Source organism: Enterobacter sp. 186315 (assembly GCF_053290175.1).
Map to the genome: position 1 here is coordinate 33,654 of NZ_JBPTTK010000003.1, position 18,215 is coordinate 51,868.

At 57.6% G+C, this 18,215-nt stretch carries 17 protein-coding genes; 6 read left to right on the forward strand and 11 right to left on the reverse strand.

Annotation, left to right across the window (positions count from 1 at the left end; all coding sequences use genetic code 11):
* Nucleotides 1-8: 8 nt before the first annotated feature.
* The 4 genes from ACSVHP_RS04275 to ACSVHP_RS04290 all read right to left on the reverse strand — a co-directional run bounded on the left by ACSVHP_RS04275 (nucleotide 9) and on the right by ACSVHP_RS04290 (nucleotide 3,284).
* Entirely contained in the window at nucleotides 9-1,130 is a 1,122-nt protein-coding gene (locus ACSVHP_RS04275; protein ID WP_447551091.1) for an amidohydrolase, read from the reverse strand.
* Complete coding sequence (locus ACSVHP_RS04280) at nucleotides 1,127-2,128, reverse strand: LLM class flavin-dependent oxidoreductase (RefSeq protein WP_447551092.1); 1,002 nt, start codon at nucleotides 2,126-2,128, stop codon at nucleotides 1,127-1,129. Before ACSVHP_RS04280 ends, ACSVHP_RS04275 begins: the two co-directional genes overlap by 4 nt.
* Nucleotides 2,129-2,247: 119 nt before the next feature.
* Nucleotides 2,248-2,778, reverse strand: coding sequence for an adenylate kinase (locus ACSVHP_RS04285; RefSeq protein ID WP_447551093.1), 531 nt, complete (start codon nucleotides 2,776-2,778; stop codon nucleotides 2,248-2,250).
* A gap of 107 nt (nucleotides 2,779-2,885) precedes the next feature.
* Nucleotides 2,886-3,284: a (R)-mandelonitrile lyase gene (locus tag ACSVHP_RS04290; RefSeq protein ID WP_447551094.1), complete on the reverse strand. Its 399-nt coding sequence runs from the start codon at nucleotides 3,282-3,284 to the stop codon at nucleotides 2,886-2,888.
* Between the two features lie 112 nt (nucleotides 3,285-3,396).
* On the opposite strand from ACSVHP_RS04290, the gene ACSVHP_RS04295 reads away from it, so the two are divergent.
* Nucleotides 3,397-4,287, forward strand: coding sequence for a LysR family transcriptional regulator (locus tag ACSVHP_RS04295; protein WP_447551095.1), 891 nt, complete (start codon nucleotides 3,397-3,399; stop codon nucleotides 4,285-4,287).
* 1 nt (nucleotide 4,288) lies between these two features.
* On the opposite strand, the gene ACSVHP_RS04300 is transcribed toward ACSVHP_RS04295, so the two are convergent.
* Nucleotides 4,289-5,272, reverse strand: coding sequence for an aldo/keto reductase (locus ACSVHP_RS04300; RefSeq protein ID WP_447551253.1), 984 nt, complete (start codon nucleotides 5,270-5,272; stop codon nucleotides 4,289-4,291).
* A 424-nt stretch (nucleotides 5,273-5,696) separates the two neighbouring features.
* Between ACSVHP_RS04300 and ansP the strand changes: the two genes are divergently transcribed.
* Nucleotides 5,697-7,193, forward strand: a complete 1,497-nt coding sequence (gene ansP, locus ACSVHP_RS04305) for an L-asparagine permease (RefSeq protein WP_234672356.1) — start codon at nucleotides 5,697-5,699, stop codon at nucleotides 7,191-7,193.
* Nucleotides 7,194-7,329: 136 nt separating this feature from the next.
* Here ansP and yncE read toward each other — a convergent pair whose 3' ends face one another.
* Nucleotides 7,330-8,391, reverse strand: coding sequence for a 7-bladed beta-propeller protein YncE (gene yncE, locus ACSVHP_RS04310; RefSeq protein ID WP_447551096.1), 1,062 nt, complete (start codon nucleotides 8,389-8,391; stop codon nucleotides 7,330-7,332).
* Nucleotides 8,392-8,633: 242 nt separating this feature from the next.
* Between yncE and pqqU the strand changes: the two genes are divergently transcribed.
* Entirely contained in the window at nucleotides 8,634-10,748 is a 2,115-nt protein-coding gene (gene pqqU, locus ACSVHP_RS04315; protein WP_447551097.1) for a TonB-dependent receptor PqqU, read from the forward strand.
* Between the two features lie 212 nt (nucleotides 10,749-10,960).
* Here pqqU and ACSVHP_RS04320 read toward each other — a convergent pair whose 3' ends face one another.
* The 3 genes from ACSVHP_RS04320 to ACSVHP_RS04330 all read right to left on the reverse strand — a co-directional run bounded on the left by ACSVHP_RS04320 (nucleotide 10,961) and on the right by ACSVHP_RS04330 (nucleotide 13,553).
* The gene (locus tag ACSVHP_RS04320) at nucleotides 10,961-11,629 is read right to left on the reverse strand and encodes a GntR family transcriptional regulator (RefSeq protein ID WP_447551098.1); all 669 of its coding nucleotides are present in this window, start codon (nucleotides 11,627-11,629) and stop codon (nucleotides 10,961-10,963) included.
* A gap of 251 nt (nucleotides 11,630-11,880) precedes the next feature.
* On the reverse strand, nucleotides 11,881-12,912 hold the full coding sequence (locus ACSVHP_RS04325) for an NADP-dependent oxidoreductase (RefSeq protein ID WP_447551099.1): 1,032 nt from the start codon (nucleotides 12,910-12,912) through the stop codon (nucleotides 11,881-11,883).
* Nucleotides 12,913-12,977: 65 nt separating this feature from the next.
* On the reverse strand, nucleotides 12,978-13,553 hold the full coding sequence (locus ACSVHP_RS04330) for an XRE family transcriptional regulator (RefSeq protein WP_234672337.1): 576 nt from the start codon (nucleotides 13,551-13,553) through the stop codon (nucleotides 12,978-12,980).
* Nucleotides 13,554-13,702: 149 nt separating this feature from the next.
* Here ACSVHP_RS04330 and ACSVHP_RS04335 point away from each other — a divergent pair, with 149 nt between their 5' ends.
* The gene (locus ACSVHP_RS04335; RefSeq protein WP_447551100.1) at nucleotides 13,703-14,221 is read left to right on the forward strand and encodes an N-acetyltransferase family protein; all 519 of its coding nucleotides are present in this window, start codon (nucleotides 13,703-13,705) and stop codon (nucleotides 14,219-14,221) included.
* Nucleotides 14,218-14,667 (forward strand): DMT family transporter, encoded by a 450-nt coding sequence (locus ACSVHP_RS04340; protein WP_234672334.1) that lies wholly within the window; start codon nucleotides 14,218-14,220, stop codon nucleotides 14,665-14,667. The genes ACSVHP_RS04335 and ACSVHP_RS04340 overlap by 4 nt, the downstream gene beginning before the upstream one ends.
* On the opposite strand, the gene ACSVHP_RS04345 is transcribed toward ACSVHP_RS04340, so the two are convergent.
* Both ACSVHP_RS04345 and ACSVHP_RS04350 read right to left on the reverse strand, forming a co-directional pair.
* Nucleotides 14,664-14,897 (reverse strand): YdcY family protein, encoded by a 234-nt coding sequence (locus ACSVHP_RS04345; protein ID WP_447551101.1) that lies wholly within the window; start codon nucleotides 14,895-14,897, stop codon nucleotides 14,664-14,666. The genes ACSVHP_RS04340 and ACSVHP_RS04345 overlap by 4 nt on opposite strands.
* 100 nt (nucleotides 14,898-14,997) lie before the next feature.
* Complete coding sequence (locus tag ACSVHP_RS04350) at nucleotides 14,998-16,596, reverse strand: ABC transporter substrate-binding protein (RefSeq protein ID WP_447551102.1); 1,599 nt, start codon at nucleotides 16,594-16,596, stop codon at nucleotides 14,998-15,000.
* A gap of 282 nt (nucleotides 16,597-16,878) precedes the next feature.
* Here ACSVHP_RS04350 and ACSVHP_RS04355 point away from each other — a divergent pair, with 282 nt between their 5' ends.
* Nucleotides 16,879-18,213: an SrfA family protein gene (locus ACSVHP_RS04355; RefSeq protein ID WP_447551103.1), complete on the forward strand. Its 1,335-nt coding sequence runs from the start codon at nucleotides 16,879-16,881 to the stop codon at nucleotides 18,211-18,213.
* The last annotated feature ends 2 nt before the right edge of the window (nucleotides 18,214-18,215 follow it).

Genomic DNA, 18,215 nt, shown 5'->3' on the forward strand with positions numbered 1-18,215 from the left:
TCTGTTTTTTAAACGTGATGCAGGGCTTTTTCCGCAAGCTGTGCAAAATAGCGGGCAGCGGGCTCAATTAAGGCTTCGTCGGGATTAAACGACGGATGATGCAATCCGAACGGGCTGTTGCTGCCGATGCTGACAAAGGCTCCCGGGATCTGCTGCAAATAGACCGCAAAGTCCTCGCCGCCCATATGCAGCGGCGCATGCTGCGTTTCGTATCCCGCTTCGCACGCCACCGAGGTTGCAAATTCGGCCCAGCGCTCGTCGTTGACCAGCGCCGTGGGCCCGGCATACCAGGTGATGTCGATCTGGGCGCTAAACGCGCTGGCGAACCCGGCGGCGATTTCGCCTACCCGCGCCTTCACGTTCTGCTGCACCTCCGTGCGGTGGGTGCGCAGCGTCCCTTCCAGCTCGACGCTCTCCGGCAGCACGTTCCAGGTATTCCCCCCGGCGATACGCGTCACGCTCAGCACCACCGAATCCAGGGTGTTCACGTTGCGGCTCGCCACGCTTTGCAGCGCCGTCACCAGCTGGCTTGCCAGCAGGATGGCATCGTTACCCTCATGAGGACGCGCTGCGTGCGCCCCTTTGCCGGTAATGCGGATCACAAAGCGATCGACGTTGGCGTAGAACGGCCCGCTCCGGGTGGCAAATTCCCCCACCGGCAGCCCCGGCTCGTTGTGCATGCCGAAGATGGCGCTAACGTCGCGCAGCGCCCCGGCGCGGACCATGCTTTTCGCTCCGCCAAAGTTCTCTTCGGCCGGCTGGAACAGGATGCGAACGCGGCCAGGCAGTTCGGCTTCGCGCTCTTTGAGCTTCAGCGCCGCACCGAGGATCACGCTGGTGTGAATGTCGTGGCCGCAGGCGTGCATCACCCCGGATCGTTGCGAGGTATAGGGCACGCCGCTGCGCTCTTCGATGGGCAGCGCATCGATATCTGCCCGCAGCGCAATCAGCTTTTGCCCCGAGCCTATCTCGGCAACCAGCCCGGTTGAGAGGTCATAGGGCAGCGGCGTGATACCGGCCCCGGTCAGCCACTGGCGAAGTCGCGCGGTGGTTTCAACCTCCTGACCCGACAGTTCCGGGTTCTGGTGCAGCTCGCGGCGCCAGGCAATCAGCTGTTCAGCAAAACTCATGCGGTGACCTCCCGGTTAAGACGCGCCTGCGCCAGCAGGCGCAGGGACTGAATACGCGTTGCGCCATCGGCAATCGGCGTATCGATAATAAATTCGTCAATGCCCCACTGCTCGTGCAGCGCCTGCAACTGTTCAAGCACCGACTCCGCCGTGCCCGCCAGCAACGACTGCGCGCGGCGGGCGATGCGCACCGGCTCGCTCCCGGCCTGACGCGCAAAAGCGTAAGCCTGCTCTTCGCTGGCGACGGTCACGCGCTGGCCGTTTGCCAGCTCCACGCCCCAGACTTCAACCTTTTGCGCCAGCGCGTCGGCCTGCTCCTGCGTATCCGCCACGATGGCCTGCACCGCGACAATCACCTCACGCACGCTGTTTTTACGCCAGGTAGCGATGACGTCGCGCAGCAGTTCCGGGTCGCCGTTCAGGTGTGCGGCAAAGACAAAATGCCAGTCGAGTTGGGCCGCCAGCAGCGCGCTGTCGGTGCTCGCCCCCAGCAAAAACCCCTGCGCCGGAACCGGCGGCTGCGGCGTGGCGCGAACGGCCACGTCGTTTGAGGAGTTGTCGCCACGAAGCCAGCCGTCCAGCTGGGAGAGTTGTTCTGCAAAGCTGCCCTTTTCCTGAGGATCTACGCCCTGCTGCAACGCGCGGGTAGAGAGCGGCAGCCCGCCCGGCGCTTTCCCGACGCCGAGATCGACCCGACCCGGCGCGATAGCCGCCAGCACGTTGAAATTTTCCGCCACTTTGTACGGGCTATAGTGCTGAAGCATGACGCCGCCCGAGCCCACGCGAATGCGTCGGGTTTGCCCGAGGATCCAGGCGATAAGTAGCTCCGGTGACGGGCTGGCAAGCTGAGGGGTGTTATGGTGTTCGGCAATCCAGAAGCGGTGATAGCCCAGAGTTTCCGCCTGCTGCGCCAGGCTCAAGGTACGCGCCAGCGCATCGGCGGCCGTTTCGTTTTCAGCGATGGGGCTTTTATCCAGAATGCTGATTCGCCATGACATGTTGTTTTCTCGTTTGACTTAACATGTCGTCATTATTAAAGGGCGAATTCACCACTGAGAAACAATTAATTTACATTTGGTTTGCCGGAAAATAGAAATGCAGGGCGCATTTAGCGATGTCAAAGGAGCGATGAAATAAGCGATTCCGCCTGCTTCCTGGTGGTGATACGGACAAACTTAATGTGAGAATATTGCGGGTTTCGGAGATCGGCTTCATAACGTTCGCGGTTGCTGCGCCAGGTTTTGATCGTCCAGATAATGATGGATTCCCGGCTAAAGAAGGAGCGGCGAAAGCTTTCACGATTTCCCGTGCCGGGCCACAGTTCATGTTTGTTCCAGGCGCGTTTGAACGCGCGCGTCACCGCCTGCCAGAGCGTGCGGGTAAACCCATAATCCACCCATACGACCATATCCACATTGCGCCACTTAATGGGCCGCGTGCGGTTGTAGTTGCCGTCGAGCACCCAGTCAGGCGAGGCGGAAAGTATCGCTTCAAGTTTGTCGAATAGCTCAGGGTCAGGCGTTCCCTGCCAGTCTGGACGCCAGTAAAGCCTGTCCATCTCTATGTGGGGAATAGACAGTTTTGTCGCGATGCGCCGGGCAAGCGTACTTTTTCCACTCCCGCTGGTGCCGATGATATTTATCTTCACGCGTTAACCTGTTTCTGTTTTGTTAATTAGTCAGCCACAAATCATAACCTCAAGACGCATTTAATAAAGAGCTGACTTCAGAAACAGGCGATCGTGACCTTCGTCAATTAGCTATTTTCATACTGCTCATCGGTCACTTTCTCCAGCCACTCAACCGGGCTGCCGTTAACTACTTCGGCGATGGCAATGTGGGTCATCGCCGTTTGCGCGCTGGCCCCGTGCCAGTGCTTAACGCCCGGCGGGATCCACGCGATATCGCCCTGATTGAGCGGCTGCGCCTCTTTACCCCACTCCTGGAGCCAGCCGCGCCCCTGAGTCACGATCAGCGTTTGCCCCAGCGGATGGGTGTGCCAGGCGGTTCGCGCTCCCGGCTCAAAGGTCACCGTGGCACCGCCCACTTTGGCCGGTTCTGTCGCCTGGAACGGCGCATCAATACGCACCGTTCCCGTGAACCACGCCTGCGGGCCTTGCACAGAAGGTAATGAACCACTACGGATAATTTTCATGCTGTACTCCTCGTTTGCTGTTGGGGTAACAGTAGCGCAAAGGTGCCGCGGGGATTAGACTGCATAATCAGAAAGGAACCATGAGCACAATTCATTAATCGGGTAACCCACTATGCTGAAAGACAATTTCAACGATCTTCTCTCGTTTATGGTGGTCGCCCGGGAGCGCAGCTTTACCCGCGCCGCCGCGCAGCTCGGCGTTTCCCAGTCGGCCCTGAGCCACGCCATGCGTAACCTCGAAGCCCGTCTGGACGTGCGTCTCCTGACCCGCACCACCCGCAGCGTTGCGCCGACCGAGGCAGGCGAGCAGCTCTTTATGCGCTTAAGCCCCCATCTTCTGGAAATCGAACAGGAGCTTACCGCACTGCGCGATACCCGCGACAGGCCCGCCGGAAACATTCGGCTCACCGCCGGGGAGCACGCCATGAGCGCCGTGCTGTGGCCGGTGCTGAAGACATTTATGGCGAAGTACCCGGATATCAACGTGGAGGTCACCGTGGACAACGGCTTAACCGACATCGTTGACGGGCGTTTTGATGCCGGGGTGCGCCTCGGCGAGCAGGTGGCGAAAGATATGATAGCGGTACGCATCGCGCCGGATATGCGCATGGCGGTGGTGGGATCTGCCGATTATCTGGCGCGTTTTGGCGTACCGGAAACCCCGGAACAGCTGGCACAGCATCGCTGCATCAATATGCGCCTGCCGACGCGCGGGGGATTGTACGCCTGGGAGTTTGAACGCGACGGGCGCGAACTGCGCGTGCGCGTGGAGGGCCAGCTGACGCTGAACAGCCTACCGCAGCGTATTGACGCGGCGGAGTCCGGACTGGGGCTGGCGTACGTGCCGGAAGACACCGTCCAGGGCGCGATCGCTCAGGGACGGCTAGTGCGGGTGCTGGAGGCGTGGTGCCCGGCGTTTGACGGCTATCACCTTTATTACCCAAGCCGCCGCCAGCACACCACCGCCTTTTCGCTGCTGGTTGACGCGTTGCGTCACGCGTAGGTTATTTACCCACCCGCGACATCAGATGCGCAGGATAACGATCGCCGACAACGTCAATCTCTGCCAGCGCCCGATTGATATTACCGAGCGCGTCTTGTGACAGCGTCACGTTAACCGCCCCCAGATTCTCTTCCAGACGGTGCAGTTTGGTAGTACCCGGAATAGGCACGATCCACGGCGCTTTTGCCAGCAGCCACGCCAGCGCGATCTGTGCAGGCGTGACGCCCTGCTCCGCTGCCAGTCCCTTAACCACCTCGACGAGCCGCTGGTTTGCCTGACGCGACGCCTCGCTAAAGCGCGGGACGCTGTTGCGGAAATCACTGCTGTCGAAGGTGGTATTGGCGTCAATCGCACCGGTCAGGAAGCCTTTACCCAACGGACTGAACGGAACAAAGCCAATATTTAGCTCTTCAAGCAACGGTAAGATCTCCTGCTCTGGCTGACGCCACCACAGGGAATATTCGCTCTGTAACGCCGCCACGGGGCATACCGCATGGGCGCGGCGAATTGACTCTGCGCCCGCCTCTGACAAACCAAAATGCTTCACTTTGCCCTCGGCAATCAGATCCGCAACGGCGCCCGCCACCTCTTCCATCGGCACATCCGGATCGACGCGGTGCTGATAGTAAAGATCGATATAGTCGGTTTTCAGGCGCTTTAAAGAACCTTCTACCGCAGTGCGAATATGTTCCGGGCGGCTGTTCAGCACCTGGCCCGGCATATCGCAATCGAAACCAAATTTAGTCGCAATCACCACGCTGTCGCGCACCGGCGCCAACGCTTCGCCGACCACCTCTTCATTGATATAGGGGCCATAGATTTCAGCGGTATCAAACAGGGTCACTCCGCGTTCGACCGCGGCGCGGATCAGAGAAATCGCCTGCTGCTTGTCCGTCGCCGGGCCGTAGCCAAAGCTCAGCCCCATGCACCCCAGCCCTAACGCCGATACGGTTAAACCATTTTGTCCTAACTGTCGCTGCTGCATCATTCACCTCATCTCGCGGTATGTTGTACAGGGCAACTCTAGGCCTAATTTTTCATGAGCACTACAGCGTAAACATGCTTGTCCTTATGAATTGATTTCATCAATCCCCGTTGGAAACCATTAAGGAAAACTGATGATTAATGAGCCATTACGCTGGCGCATTTGACTAAAAACTCGCCACGATTCAGCGCGTTGCGATCCCCGTCTGCTCTGACCACACGATTTCCTTCGACATGCATCACTTTCGGCACGGTTATATTTTGCGTCACTTATCAATTGCGGGTAGGATGCCTCGCCATGTTTCGCCTTATCCACACGCAGAAAGACTGGAAAGGCAGCATGTGCCTGCGCAGAGGCAATCGATTGGTTCGTACTCTGCCGGGGATGAAAAAATAACGGTTCAGACAGGCAAACAGGTAACTCAATGAAAACAAGCAATAAAAGCGCAGCCGAGCATCACGCTGCGAAACGTCGCTGGTTGAACTCCCATGAGGAGGGCTACCACAAAGCGATGGGCAACCGTCAGGTACAGATGATCGCCATCGGCGGCGCGATTGGTACAGGTCTGTTTTTAGGCGCAGGCGCACGTCTGCAAATGGCTGGCCCTGCTCTCGCCCTGGTCTATCTGGTGTGTGGGATCTTCTCTTTCTTCATTCTGCGCGCGCTGGGCGAACTGGTGTTACACCGCCCTTCCAGCGGCAGCTTTGTCTCGTATGCGCGTGAGTTCCTCGGCGAAAAAGCCGCCTACGTGGCGGGCTGGATGTACTTCGTTAACTGGGCGATGACCGGTATCGTCGATATCACCGCCGTTGCGCTCTATATGCACTACTGGGGCGCGTTTGGCGATGTGCCGCAGTGGGTGTTTGCCCTTGGCGCGCTGGCGATTGTCGGCACCATGAACATGATCGGCGTTAAGTGGTTCGCCGAGATGGAGTTCTGGTTTGCGCTGGTCAAAGTGCTGGCAATTGTGATTTTCCTGGTGGTCGGTACGGTCTTCCTCGGCACGGGTAAACCGCTGGACGGCAATGCCACCGGCTTCCACCTGATAACCGATAACGGTGGGTTCTTCCCGCACGGCCTGCTGCCTGCGCTGGTGCTGATTCAGGGCGTGGTCTTCGCCTTTGCCTCGATTGAACTGGTCGGTACGGCGGCGGGCGAATGTAAAGATCCGCAGACCATGGTGCCAAAAGCGATTAACAGCGTGATCTGGCGTATCGGTCTGTTCTACGTTGGCTCCGTGGTGCTGCTGGTGCTGCTGCTGCCGTGGAACGCCTATCAGGCGGGTCAGAGCCCGTTCGTGACCTTCTTCTCGAAGCTTGGCGTGCCTTACGTTGGCAGCATCATGAATATCGTGGTGCTGACCGCCGCGCTCTCCAGCCTTAACTCCGGCCTGTACTCTACCGGGCGTATCCTGCGCTCGATGTCGATGGGCGGATCTGCGCCGAAGTTCATGTCGAAAATGAGCAAACAGCAGGTGCCTTACGCGGGCATCCTCGCAACGCTGGTTGTCTATGTCTTCGGCGTGTTCCTGAACTATCTGGTGCCTTCTCAGGTGTTTGAGATCGTGCTGAACGTCGCCGCGCTGGGCATTATTGCCTCCTGGGCCTTTATCGTGGTGTGCCAGATGCGTCTGCGCAAAGCGATTAAAGAAGGGAAAGCCGCTGACGTGAGCTTTAAGATGCCGGGCGCGCCGGTCACCTCCTGGCTGACCCTGCTGTTCCTGTTCAGCGTGCTGGTGCTGATGGCGTTCGACTACCCGAACGGCACCTACACCATTGCCACCATTCCGCTGCTGGCCGTGCTGCTGATTGCCGGATGGTTTGGCGTGCGCAAACGCGTTAACGAAATTCACAGCACCGCACCGGTTCATCATGATGATGGGCATCAGGACGGCCCGCTGGTTGAAGAAACGCAGCGTTAATCAGGTTCCATTAAAATAAAAAAGGGAAGGCATTTTGCCTTCCCTTTTTTTATGTCGGGTGGCGGCGACGCCTTACCCGACCTACGGTCTGCATGAGTGTAGGCCCGGTAAGCGCAGCGCCACCGGGCAAAAAATGTTACAACGCAATACGAATCACATCGTCAGACTGGGTCGCTTCCTGCTGGCGGGTCGATTTTTGTTTCACCGTCACGTACAGGGTCTGACCATCCGCCGAGAGCGCCAGGCTGTTCGGGAATACCGGGGTATCGAAGGTTTTGGTCACTTTGTAGGTTTTGGTGTCGATCACGCTCACCTTACCCGCCTCGCGATGCGTTACGTAGGCTTCGTTACGCGCCGGGTTAAACAGCACGGCCAGCGAGGCCGGGGCGGCGATTTTTTCCATCACGCTGCCGTCTTTCAGGCTCACCACCAGCACTTCAGGCTGTTTTGAATCGGTCAGGAACGCGCGCTGTCCGGCGGTGTCCAGGCTCAGGTTCAGGTAGAAATGCTCTTTACCGTCGTCCTGCACTTTTTTACGGCTGAGGATCTTGTTGGTCGCGGTGTCGATCGTCAGCATTTCGCCGTCGGCATTGGTGGTGTACAGGCGTTTTGCTTTTGCGTCCAGCGCCAGGCCGGTGCTGTAGGTGCCCGTATTGGCGATAGTCTCTTTCAGCTTCAGCGTCGCGCCGTCCACCACCCAAATCACGCTCTCTTTACCCACACCGGTGATGTAAACCGTGTTGGTCGTCTCGTCGGCCACCAGCTGGCGCGGCTGCAACGGTTTGACCGTTTCACTGCGCTTGCGCTCGTCCAGCACCAGGCGCCCTTTCACATCGCCCGTTTTCGCATCGATCGCGGTCACGGCGCTGCTGGTGGTATTGCCAAACCACAGCGTCTGGGTCGCGTTGTCGATGGTCGCACCGAACGGCTTGAGATCGTTATGAATGGCCTGCGTTACTTCCAGAGTCACCGGATCCAGACGATAAACAATACCGCCCTTGTCGGTCTTACGGCTCTGGGAAGTTGCGACCCACAGGGCATTTTCCTGCTGGCTCACGGCCATCTCATACGCGCCCTTACCCACGGCTTTGCGCAGCATGTCGTCGGCGGCCTGGGCCTGGAAGCTTCCGGCAAGCATTAAGGAGCCCAACAGCAGAGCGCTACGCAGGCGTGGAGAGCACAGATGACGTAAAGACATAACAATTCCTTTTTAAACGAGGTGATTAGCCGCTGACATCGCTTCCGACAGGCAAAGTCGTGGCTTTGCCCTAATATGAATGAGAATAGTAATCATTAATCTGATGAATGTGGAGTTTTTCTTTCCCTCACGCCCTTTCATTAACGCAATGTGCGGTTATAGTTTTCAAAAGATTTACAAAACATTTAACATGTATGCACATGTTCCATTTGGTTCGTTTTTATCCTTAACCGGTTTACTCCATGAAAATCTTTTTTGCCAAGAAGGCTACTCTCCCGCTGCTGCTGGTTCCTGCCGTCGTCGCCCCTGCCGCCGCGCTGGCCGCAGAAGAACAGACCATGATCGTCAGCGCCACGCCGCAAACCGTGTCAGAGCTTGATACCCCCGCCGCCGTGAGCGTGGTCAACGGCGACGATATGCGCCAGGCGGCCCCGCGCATCAACCTGTCTGAGTCCCTCGGCAGCGTCCCTGGCCTGCAAATCCAGAATCGCCAGAACTACGCGCAGGATCTCCAGCTTTCTATGCGCGGCTTTGGCGCACGCTCCACCTTCGGCGTGCGCGGCATCCGCATGTACGTGGACGGCATTCCGGCCACCATGCCGGACGGTCAGGGCCAGACGTCAAACATCGACCTCACCAGCATCGACAGCGTTGAAGTGCTGCGCGGGCCGTTCTCGGCGCTGTACGGTAACGCCTCCGGCGGGGTCATCAACATTAACACCCAGACCGGGCAGCAGCCGCCGACCATCGAGGCCAGCAGCTATTACGGCAGCTACGGCACGTGGCGTTACGGCATGAAGGCCACCGGCGCGATGGGCGACGGCACCCACGCGGGGGACGTGGACTACACCGTTTCAACCACCCGCTTCACCACCAAAGGCTATCGCGACCACAGCGGCGCGCGTAAAAACCTCGCTAACGCCAAACTGGGCGTGCGCATTGACGACGTCAGCAAGCTGACCCTGATCTTCAACAGCGTGGACATGAAGGCCAACGATCCGGGCGGTCTGGACTATCAGGAGTGGCGTGATAACCCGCGCCAGTCCCCGCGCGGCGATCAGTACAACACCCGCAAAACCATCAAGCAGACCCAGGCCGGGCTGCGCTACGACCGTCAGCTGAGCGCGCAGGACGATCTGAGCGTCATGATGTACGCGGGCGAGCGCGAAATGACGCAGTACCAGTCGATTCCGTATCAGCCGCAGCTGAAAGCCACCCACTCCGGCGGCGTGATCGACATGCAGCGCCACTATCAGGGCATCGACAGCCGCTGGACGCACAAGGGCGAACTGCTGGTTCCGGTGACGTTCACCACGGGGCTGAACTACGAAAACCTGAGCGAAGATCGCCGGGGATATCAGAACTTCGTGATGGATAACGGCGTGCCTGACTATGGCGTGAAGGGTGAAAAGCGTCGCAACGAGCGCAACCTGATGTGGAACGTCGACCCGTACCTGCAAACCAGCTGGCAGCTGACGCAAAAGCTCTCCGTTGACGCGGGCGTGCGCTACAGCTCCGTGTGGTTCGACTCAAACGACCATTACGTGACGCCTGGAAACGGTGATGACAGCGGCGACACAAGCTATCACAAGTGGCTCCCGGCAGGGTCGGTGAAGTATGCCGTGACCGACGCCTGGAACCTGTACGCGGCGGCGGGACGCGGGTTTGAAACCCCGACCATCAACGAGCTTTCCTATCGTTCCGATGATAAAGGCGGGCTGAATATCGGCCTGAAGCCGTCCACCAACAATACGTACGAAGTGGGCAGTAAAACCCGTATCGGCAACGGCCTGCTGACCGCTGCGCTGTTCCGTACCGACACCGACGATGAGATTGTCGTGGATGCCAGCGCGGGCGGACGCACCAGCTATAAAAACGCCGGTAAAACCCGTCGTCAGGGCGTGGAAGTCTCCCTTGACCAGCAGTTTGCCGAGAACTGGAAGCTGAAAATGGCGTGGACCTATCTGGACGCCACCTACCGCACCAATGTCTGTAACGACGCGGACTGTAACGGCAACCGGATGCCGGGCATTGCCCGCAACATGGGCTACGCCTCGTTTGGCTGGCAGCCGCAGGAAGGCTGGTACGCCGGAACGGACGTGCGCTACATGAGCGATATTATGGCGGACGACGAAAACACGGCGAAAGCACCTTCCTACACGGTTGTAGGGCTGAATACCGGCTATAAATTCAACTACGGCAACTGGGGAATGGATATCTTCGGGCGGGTGGATAACCTGTTCGACAAAGAGTACGTCGGCTCCGTTATCGTGAACGAATCAAACGGGCGCTATTACGAACCTGCACCGGGACGCAACTACGGCGTTGGGCTGTCGGTTTCTTATCGCTTCGAGTAAGCCTTTGCCCGGCAGCGATCGCTGTCGGGTTCTTCTTTTTTAACCCCTTATCAAAATAGAAATATGTAAAGTTATTTCAGTGCAAGCGTTTCTTTTATGTTGCGAACAATTTTAAAAATGAAAATAGCTTTCCCGGTGACGTTTCGCCACCAGGAGATCATTGTTTACGTGAACAATTAAAATTAAAAATACGTCCTGTGGTAAATAATTCCCTAACTTAAATATTGCTTTCTTAATAGAACATCGGCCTCATCGATCAGCAGATCAATCTCTTTACGGCTGGCCTCCACGTCCCGGCGCTCCAGCGCCGACAGCAGCTCCGCATAGTGATAAGGTACGGACGCGGTGTCGTGACGCTCTTCATGCAGATAGTTAAAGCACGGGCCGATTCGAACCCAAAGCTGTTCAATCAGAGCGTTCAGCGTCGGCATTTCCGCATACTGGTAGAGTGTGAAGCGAAAAACGCGGTTGGTATTCAGCGCCTGCTGCATGTTTCCACTGAGCATAGCCTCATGAAAACGCTCCGAGAGATCGCGCAGGACGCTTAGCCGCGCGTCCGTCATTTGCTCGCAGGCGGCGGCGACCGCCATTGGCTCAAGCTGCTTTCTGATGGCGTTCACTTCGTTGTAGCGCTCCAGCGTCACCTCGGGCACCAGGAAAGCCTGGGCTGGCGTGGCCTGAAGCGCGCCCGCCGACACCAGCCGCAGAAGGGCTTCGCGAACGGGGGTAATACTGGTTCCCAATTTATCAGCGATCTCTTTAGTAATCAGCCTGGCCCCAGGTTTAAGTGAACCCGTTATTAAGGCCCCTTTAAGACTAATCTCAACCTGCATGGTAAGACTGATCCGCTGTGCCTTTTCCAAATTATCCAAATCAAGCATGTTCAATTCCCGTAGCCAAAACAATACGCTATTTTCAGCGTTCCCTTAGCGAACGCCGCTTTGATAAATCCTGTATTTATATGCCTGGTATTGGGAAGTGCGCAAAAAAAGCGCAAAAACGTAAAACATCTATTTTTTAACCTTTCATACGCATCTATGCTGATGGCGACGAAGGTTTTACTGGATTAATTAAAGACAATATATCCTATCTTCACAAATAATAATGGCGGGTATTCCCGCCATTATCGATTTTATTTGTTCTCTTTCGCCACGCGAATGACCACCTTGCCGAAGTTTTTTCCTTCAAGCAGGCCGATCAGCGCCTCGGGCGCGTTCTCAAGCCCGTCGGTAACCTGTTCACGGTAGTGGATTTTTCCTTCCTGCACCCAGCGCCCCATCTCCTGCTGGAACTCCTGAATGCGATGACCATAGTCCTGAGCAATGATAAAGCCCTGCATCCGGATGCGTTTCTTAAGGATGGTGGCCATCAGCAGCGGCAGACGATCCGGGCCGTCCGGCAGCCCCGTGGCGTTATACCCGCTGACCAGACCGCAGACCGGCACGCGCGCGGAGGTATTCAGCAGCGGCAGCACCGCGTCGAACACTTTTCCGCCCACGTTTTCATAATAGACGTCGATACCGTCCGGGCAGGCTTTCGCCAGCTGCTCCGCGAAGTCATCGGCGCGATGGTCAAGACACGCATCAAATCCCAGTACCTCAGTGGCATAGCGGCATTTCTCAGCACCGCCCGCCACGCCAACGACCCGGCAGCCTTTAATTTTGCCGATTTGCCCCACCGTTGCGCCAACCGGCCCGGTGGCGGCGGCCACAACCAGGGTTTCGCCGGATTTAGGCTGCCCGATATCCAGCAGACCCATATAGGCGGTAAAGCCGGGCATGCCGAGGATACCCAGTGACCAGGATGGATTCGCCGGATTGTTGCCCAGCTTGACCAGCCCGCTACCGTCGGACAGATCGTAATCCTGCCAGCCGCTGTAGCCCAGCACCCATTCGCCCGGTTTGAAATCCGGGTTATTGGATTTCTCCACCCGACTTACCGTTCCACCGACCATCACGGCGCCGATCTCAACCGGCGGTGAATACGACGGGGCATCGCTCATGCGGCCGCGCATATAGGGATCTAACGAAAGCCATTCGGTGCGTAACAGCACCTGGCCTTCTTTCGGCTCCGGGATCGGATGCTCTTCCAGACGGAAATTATCCGCCACCGGCGCACCGTGCGGACGTGAGGCCAGGACCCAACGGCGATTTGACTGACTCATAGCATGTTCCTTTTTGTGCAAACGTTATAAGAGACTAGTCCCTTATGCGCGCGGGTGCTTTGACATTACGAGCCGGACTGGTTAAGCCTGACCACCAGATAGACGCAGGATCCATCGGTTTCGTTGATGAACCGACAGTCGTTTGGCGGCCCTAATTCCAGACAATCTCCCGCCTTCATCTCATGCCGAGTATCCCCTTCCTGAAACACCAGCTCGCCGGACTGTAGCCAGATAAGCTGGCGCGCCAGCGCATACGACGACGCGGGCATGGGCACGTCGCTGCCCGCCGGGAGCTCGACCTGAACCAGATCGATAGGCAGGTCGGTGCGCGGAGAAACGTGGCGGCGAAGATAGTGTGTTTGCGGATCCTGCCAGACGGGCTGATTCGCCAGACGCAGCAGCTTGCCTTCCTGCATTTCGGCGCGGGCAATCAGGGTCGACATGCTGATGCCAAACGCGCCGGACAGACGCGCGAGCAGCGTTGCCGTTGGGCTACTCTCGCCGCGCTCAATCTTGTGGATCATGGCGCGCGACACGCCCGCGCGCTCGGCAAGCTCACTTAATGACCAACCGCGCGACTCGCGTTCGATACGAATGCGCGCGCTAATCCGTTGATTCATAGTGTCTGTGATAGTGTTCATGACGTCATACTATAGTGTATCAAGCGCTTTTCAATGGCGTTTTCATAACAAAAAGATATGGCTTATGCCGTAGCGGTCTGCGCGTGCAGTTGTGTAATATCGTCATCATAATGTACTACTATAGTGAACAACGCATTCAGAGGCCCACCATGTTAATCCGTCACGCCAGCAAAGAAGACTGCGCCGCTATCGGTGAAATTTATAATCACGCGGTCCTGCACACGGCCGCAATCTGGAACGATAAAACCGTGGACACCGACAACCGTGTCGCCTGGTTTGAGGCGCGCACGCTGGTAGGCTACCCGGTGCTGGTGAGTGAAGAAAACGGCGTGGTGACGGGCTACGCCTCGTTCGGCGACTGGCGGGCGTTCGACGGTTTTCGCCACACGGTTGAGCACTCGGTCTACGTTCACCCGGACCATCAGGGAAAGGGCATTGGCCGCCAGCTGATGAAAGCGCTGATCGTGGAAGCGCGAAACATCGGCAAACACGTGATGGTCGCCGGGATTGAAGCGCAAAACCACGCGTCTATTCATCTGCATGAAACGCTGGGGTTTGTGACCACGGGCCAGATGCCGCAGGTTGGCACCAAGTTTGGCCGCTGGCTGGATTTAACCTTTATGCAGTTGCAGCTTGACGAGCGCAGCGATCCGGACGCCATCCCATGAATCAGTCACTGACGCTGGCTTTTCTGGTGGCGGCGGGTATCGGCCTGGTGGTGCAAAACACCTTAATGGTGCGCATCACCCAGTCCTCCTCGACCATTCTTATCGCCATGCTGCTGAACTCGCTGGTGGGGATTGTGCTGTTCGTCAGCATCTTACTGATTAAACAGGGAGTTGGTGGATTTAGCGAACTGGCCTCCACGATACGCTGGTGGACGCTGATCCCCGGCCTGCTGGGATCGTTTTTTGTCTTTGCCAGCATCAGCGGCTATCAAAACGTGGGCGCGGCGACCACCATTGCGGTGCTTGTCGCCAGCCAGCTTATCGGCGGCCTGGTGATGGACGTACTGAGAAGCCACGGCGTTCCGCTGCGCGCCCTGATTGGCCCGGTGTGCGGCGCGGTAATGCTGGTGGTGGGCGCGTGGCTGGTCGCCAGGCGCCAGTTTTAAAGGATCACGCCGCCCTTCGTCAGCTGCTCCTGACGCGCTTCCATCTCTTCCTTATGCTGCTTGCCGTGATGGGAAATTGCGGTACGCAGGCGCTGCTGCTGGGTGTAGCGATCTTCTCGACTCAGCTCCGCGTCTTCGCTTAGCTCAATCAGCAGTTCATTCATATGGGCAATCACGCTCTCTTCGATAGCGGCATCGACACGGGCGGTTACGTCGCTTAAATGTGACATTGTCACTCCTCTTTTGTGTGCCCGGTGGCGCTGCGCTTACCGGGCCTACGGGTGCCAAATGTAGGCCGGGTAAGGCGTAGCCGCCACCCGGCAATAAACATCAGTTCAGCTTCGCCTTCGAGAAATCGCTTCCCATCAGGCTCACGCTGTAGCCGGTAATATTACTGCGCGTGGCGTAGAAGGTCTTGCCGTTTGCGAGGGCAATCCACGGCGCCTGCTGGTAGAAAATCTCCTGCGCCTGGCCGTAGAGCTTCGCGCGGTCGGCCGGGTTGCTGGTCAGTTTAGCTTTTTGCACCAGCTCATCGTAACCCTTGTCACACCAGCGCGCGGCGTTGGAGCCGGTCTTGATGCTGTTACAACCGAGCAGCACGTCGGCAAAGTTATCCGGATCGCCGTTGTCGGACATCCAGCCAAACAGCGCCGAGTCGTGCTCGCCCTTACGCATTCCTGAGAGGTACTCGCCCCACTCGTAGGAGACAATTTTGGCCTTCACGCCCACTTTCGCCCAGTCGCTCTGGATCATCTCGGCAATACGGCGCGAGTTCGGGTTATACGGACGCTGCACCGGCATCGACCACAGCGTGACTTCCGCGCCCTTTTCCAGCCCGGCCTGCTTAAGCAGCGCCTTCGCTTTGTCAGGATCGTAGCTGTAATCCTGCAAATCTTTGTTATAGCCCAGCATATTCGGCGGGATCGGCGATTTTGCTACCGTACCGGAGCCCATAAACACTGCGTTCACGATCGCCTTTTTGTCGGTCGCGTAGTTCAGCGCCTGACGCACCAGCACGTTATCGAACGGTTTTTTCTCGGTGTTAAACGCCAGATAGCCGACGTTCAGCGCATCAACCGAATGCAGCGTCAGGTCTTTGTTTTTCTTGATTACGTCAAACTGCACCGGCGACGGCGCGGGAATAATCTGGCACTCGTTGGTTTGCAGCTTCGCCAGACGCGTTTCCACATTCGGGGTGATGGAGAAGATCAGGTGTTTGGTCGGCACCGCGCCATCCCAGTAGTTCGGGTTCGCCACGTAGCGGATCAGCGAATCCACCTTGTACTGTTGCAGCACGTATGGCCCTGTACCAATCGGCCAGGTATCCACGTTTTCCGGCGTGCCCTTTTTCAGCATCTGGTCGGCGTATTCAGCCGACAGGATAGAGGCAAAATCCATCCCCCAGTCGGCGAGGAAGGCGGCATTCGGCTCGCTCAGGGTAAACTGGACGTGATAATCGTCGACCTTTTTAACGTCCTGAATCAGCTTATCCAGCCCGACGTCGTTAAAGTATTCGTAATTCCCCTGCGACACGTTGTGATACGGGTGCTTAGGGTCTTTCTGACGCATGACAGAGAAAATAACGTCATCGGCATTAAAGTCGCGGGTCGGTTTGAAGAATTTATTGCTGTTGAACTTCACCCCTTTGCGCAGCGCAAAGGTATACGTCTTGCCGTCCGGGGAAATGGTCCAGGATTCCGCCAGCGACGGCACCGGGGTGTTTTTCACCGGATCAAAATTAATCAGACGGTTATAAAGTACCTGGGAGCTGGCCACAAAGGACGGGCCGGAGCTGGCAATCTGCGGGTTGAACGACTCGGGCGAGGCCTCTGAGCAGTAGATGATGGTGTCGCTGTTCGCCGCCCATGCGGCACTTGCCGGAAGAAGAGTGCTCAGCGCCAGCGCGAGCAGCGTTTTCCCTGTAGACATGGTTATAACCCTTTCGGTTTTATTATAGTGGACAGTAATAACAGCACAGGCCATTTGCGCTGGCAAATAACGAAACACTATCAGGTTATTCTAAAGCAGTATTTTTCGCTGGTTTTGCAGTCAGCGTGCAAAAGTTGATTTGCCTTAAGTGCCATTATTCGTCAAGCACAACCGTCGCTTTCAATGCCGTAAGAAATCCCCGCTTTTAGCCTCTCTTCCTCCGTTTGGTTGCTTCTGCGTTTCGTTACAGTAAGCGTGTGAAGAAGTCTATGGGACCAAATCGTGGCAAAAACTCTTTTACGCAGCGGTAATCTGGATGATTTTCAGGCCGTTGGCGGCGGCGGACAGGCCGTTTTTGAATCAGCGTTGCAAATCCGTGAAGCGCTTCGTCTGCGCAAGCAGCAGTCCATTGTGGATTGCCTGGCGATCCCTCAGGTCAACGACGGCGGCGATCGCGTCGACTGGTACTCCCCGCTTGAAGGGGCGGTGACCAGCTGGAAAGCGGCAGATGAAGACGCCCGCTTCCGCGCCCTGCGCTATCTGGAAAACACCCTCGCAAGCGTTGAGTCGCTGAGTAAAAAATGCCTTCAGTCGCCTAAAACCGCACAGCAGCTGTTTGGCTCCCTGCTCTCTAAAACGTTCCAGTTCCCCGGTGAAAACTTCCTCTTTCTGATAGACGGCAAACCGGTTATCTGCTTCTGGGGCTTTGTGAATCTGAACGAGAACGCCCGCGACGACGTGCTCGACTGCCTGCGCGAATCCCTTATTCCCGAGCCTGCTCCCGTACCGATTGACGATCCTGAACCCGAGCCTGAGCAGACCATTACCTTTGAGCAGGCTGACGAGCCGCTCATTACCCCGGCGACGGTGGTGCGCATCACGCAGGACGATTTGTACGAGCCAGAGCCTGCGCCGGTCGCAGTGCCGCCGGTTGAAGAACCCGCTCCGGCCCCGGTTATCGTGGCGAAAAAACGCCGCGTGCCGCTCTGGTCGCTCCCGGTTGCCGCCGTGATTGTCGCCGCCGTCGCGACTCCGCTGCTGTGGCCAGCCTCTGCGCCTTCCGCACAGCCCGACGCTGCGCCCGCGCCCGCCCCTGTCGCCATTGCCCCGCCGCCGGTAAAAACCGTTGAGCCGCTGGCGATGACCCTGCCGCTGCATCAGGCTGAAGTCGTGGTCGCCAAAACCAAAGAGCCAGAGCCTGAGCCCGCCGCCGTGGTGATTGCCGCTATCCCTAAAGACGCGATGGTGATGGAGGCCGGTCAGGTGAAAGCCGGGTCAACCAAATTCCTCAACGGCACCTGGCGCGCGATTCTCGACGTAAAAGACCCGGTCACCGGCAAGCCGCCGTCGCTGCGCTACCAGATTCAGAACAACAAGGGCATTGCCCGCGTGGTCCACGGCGACAATATCGTCTGTCGCACCGAGGTCTTCTCCGGGTTACACAGCAACGGCGAACTGATGATTAAAACCCGCGGCAACGCCCGCTGCACCGACGGTTCACGCTACCCGATGCCTGAAATTGCCTGTAAAGCAGGCACCAGCGACGTGGCCGAGTGCAGCGCGCGCTATGACGCCAACACCGTCGTTCCTTTGACGTTCAAAAAAGCAGGTGCATGATC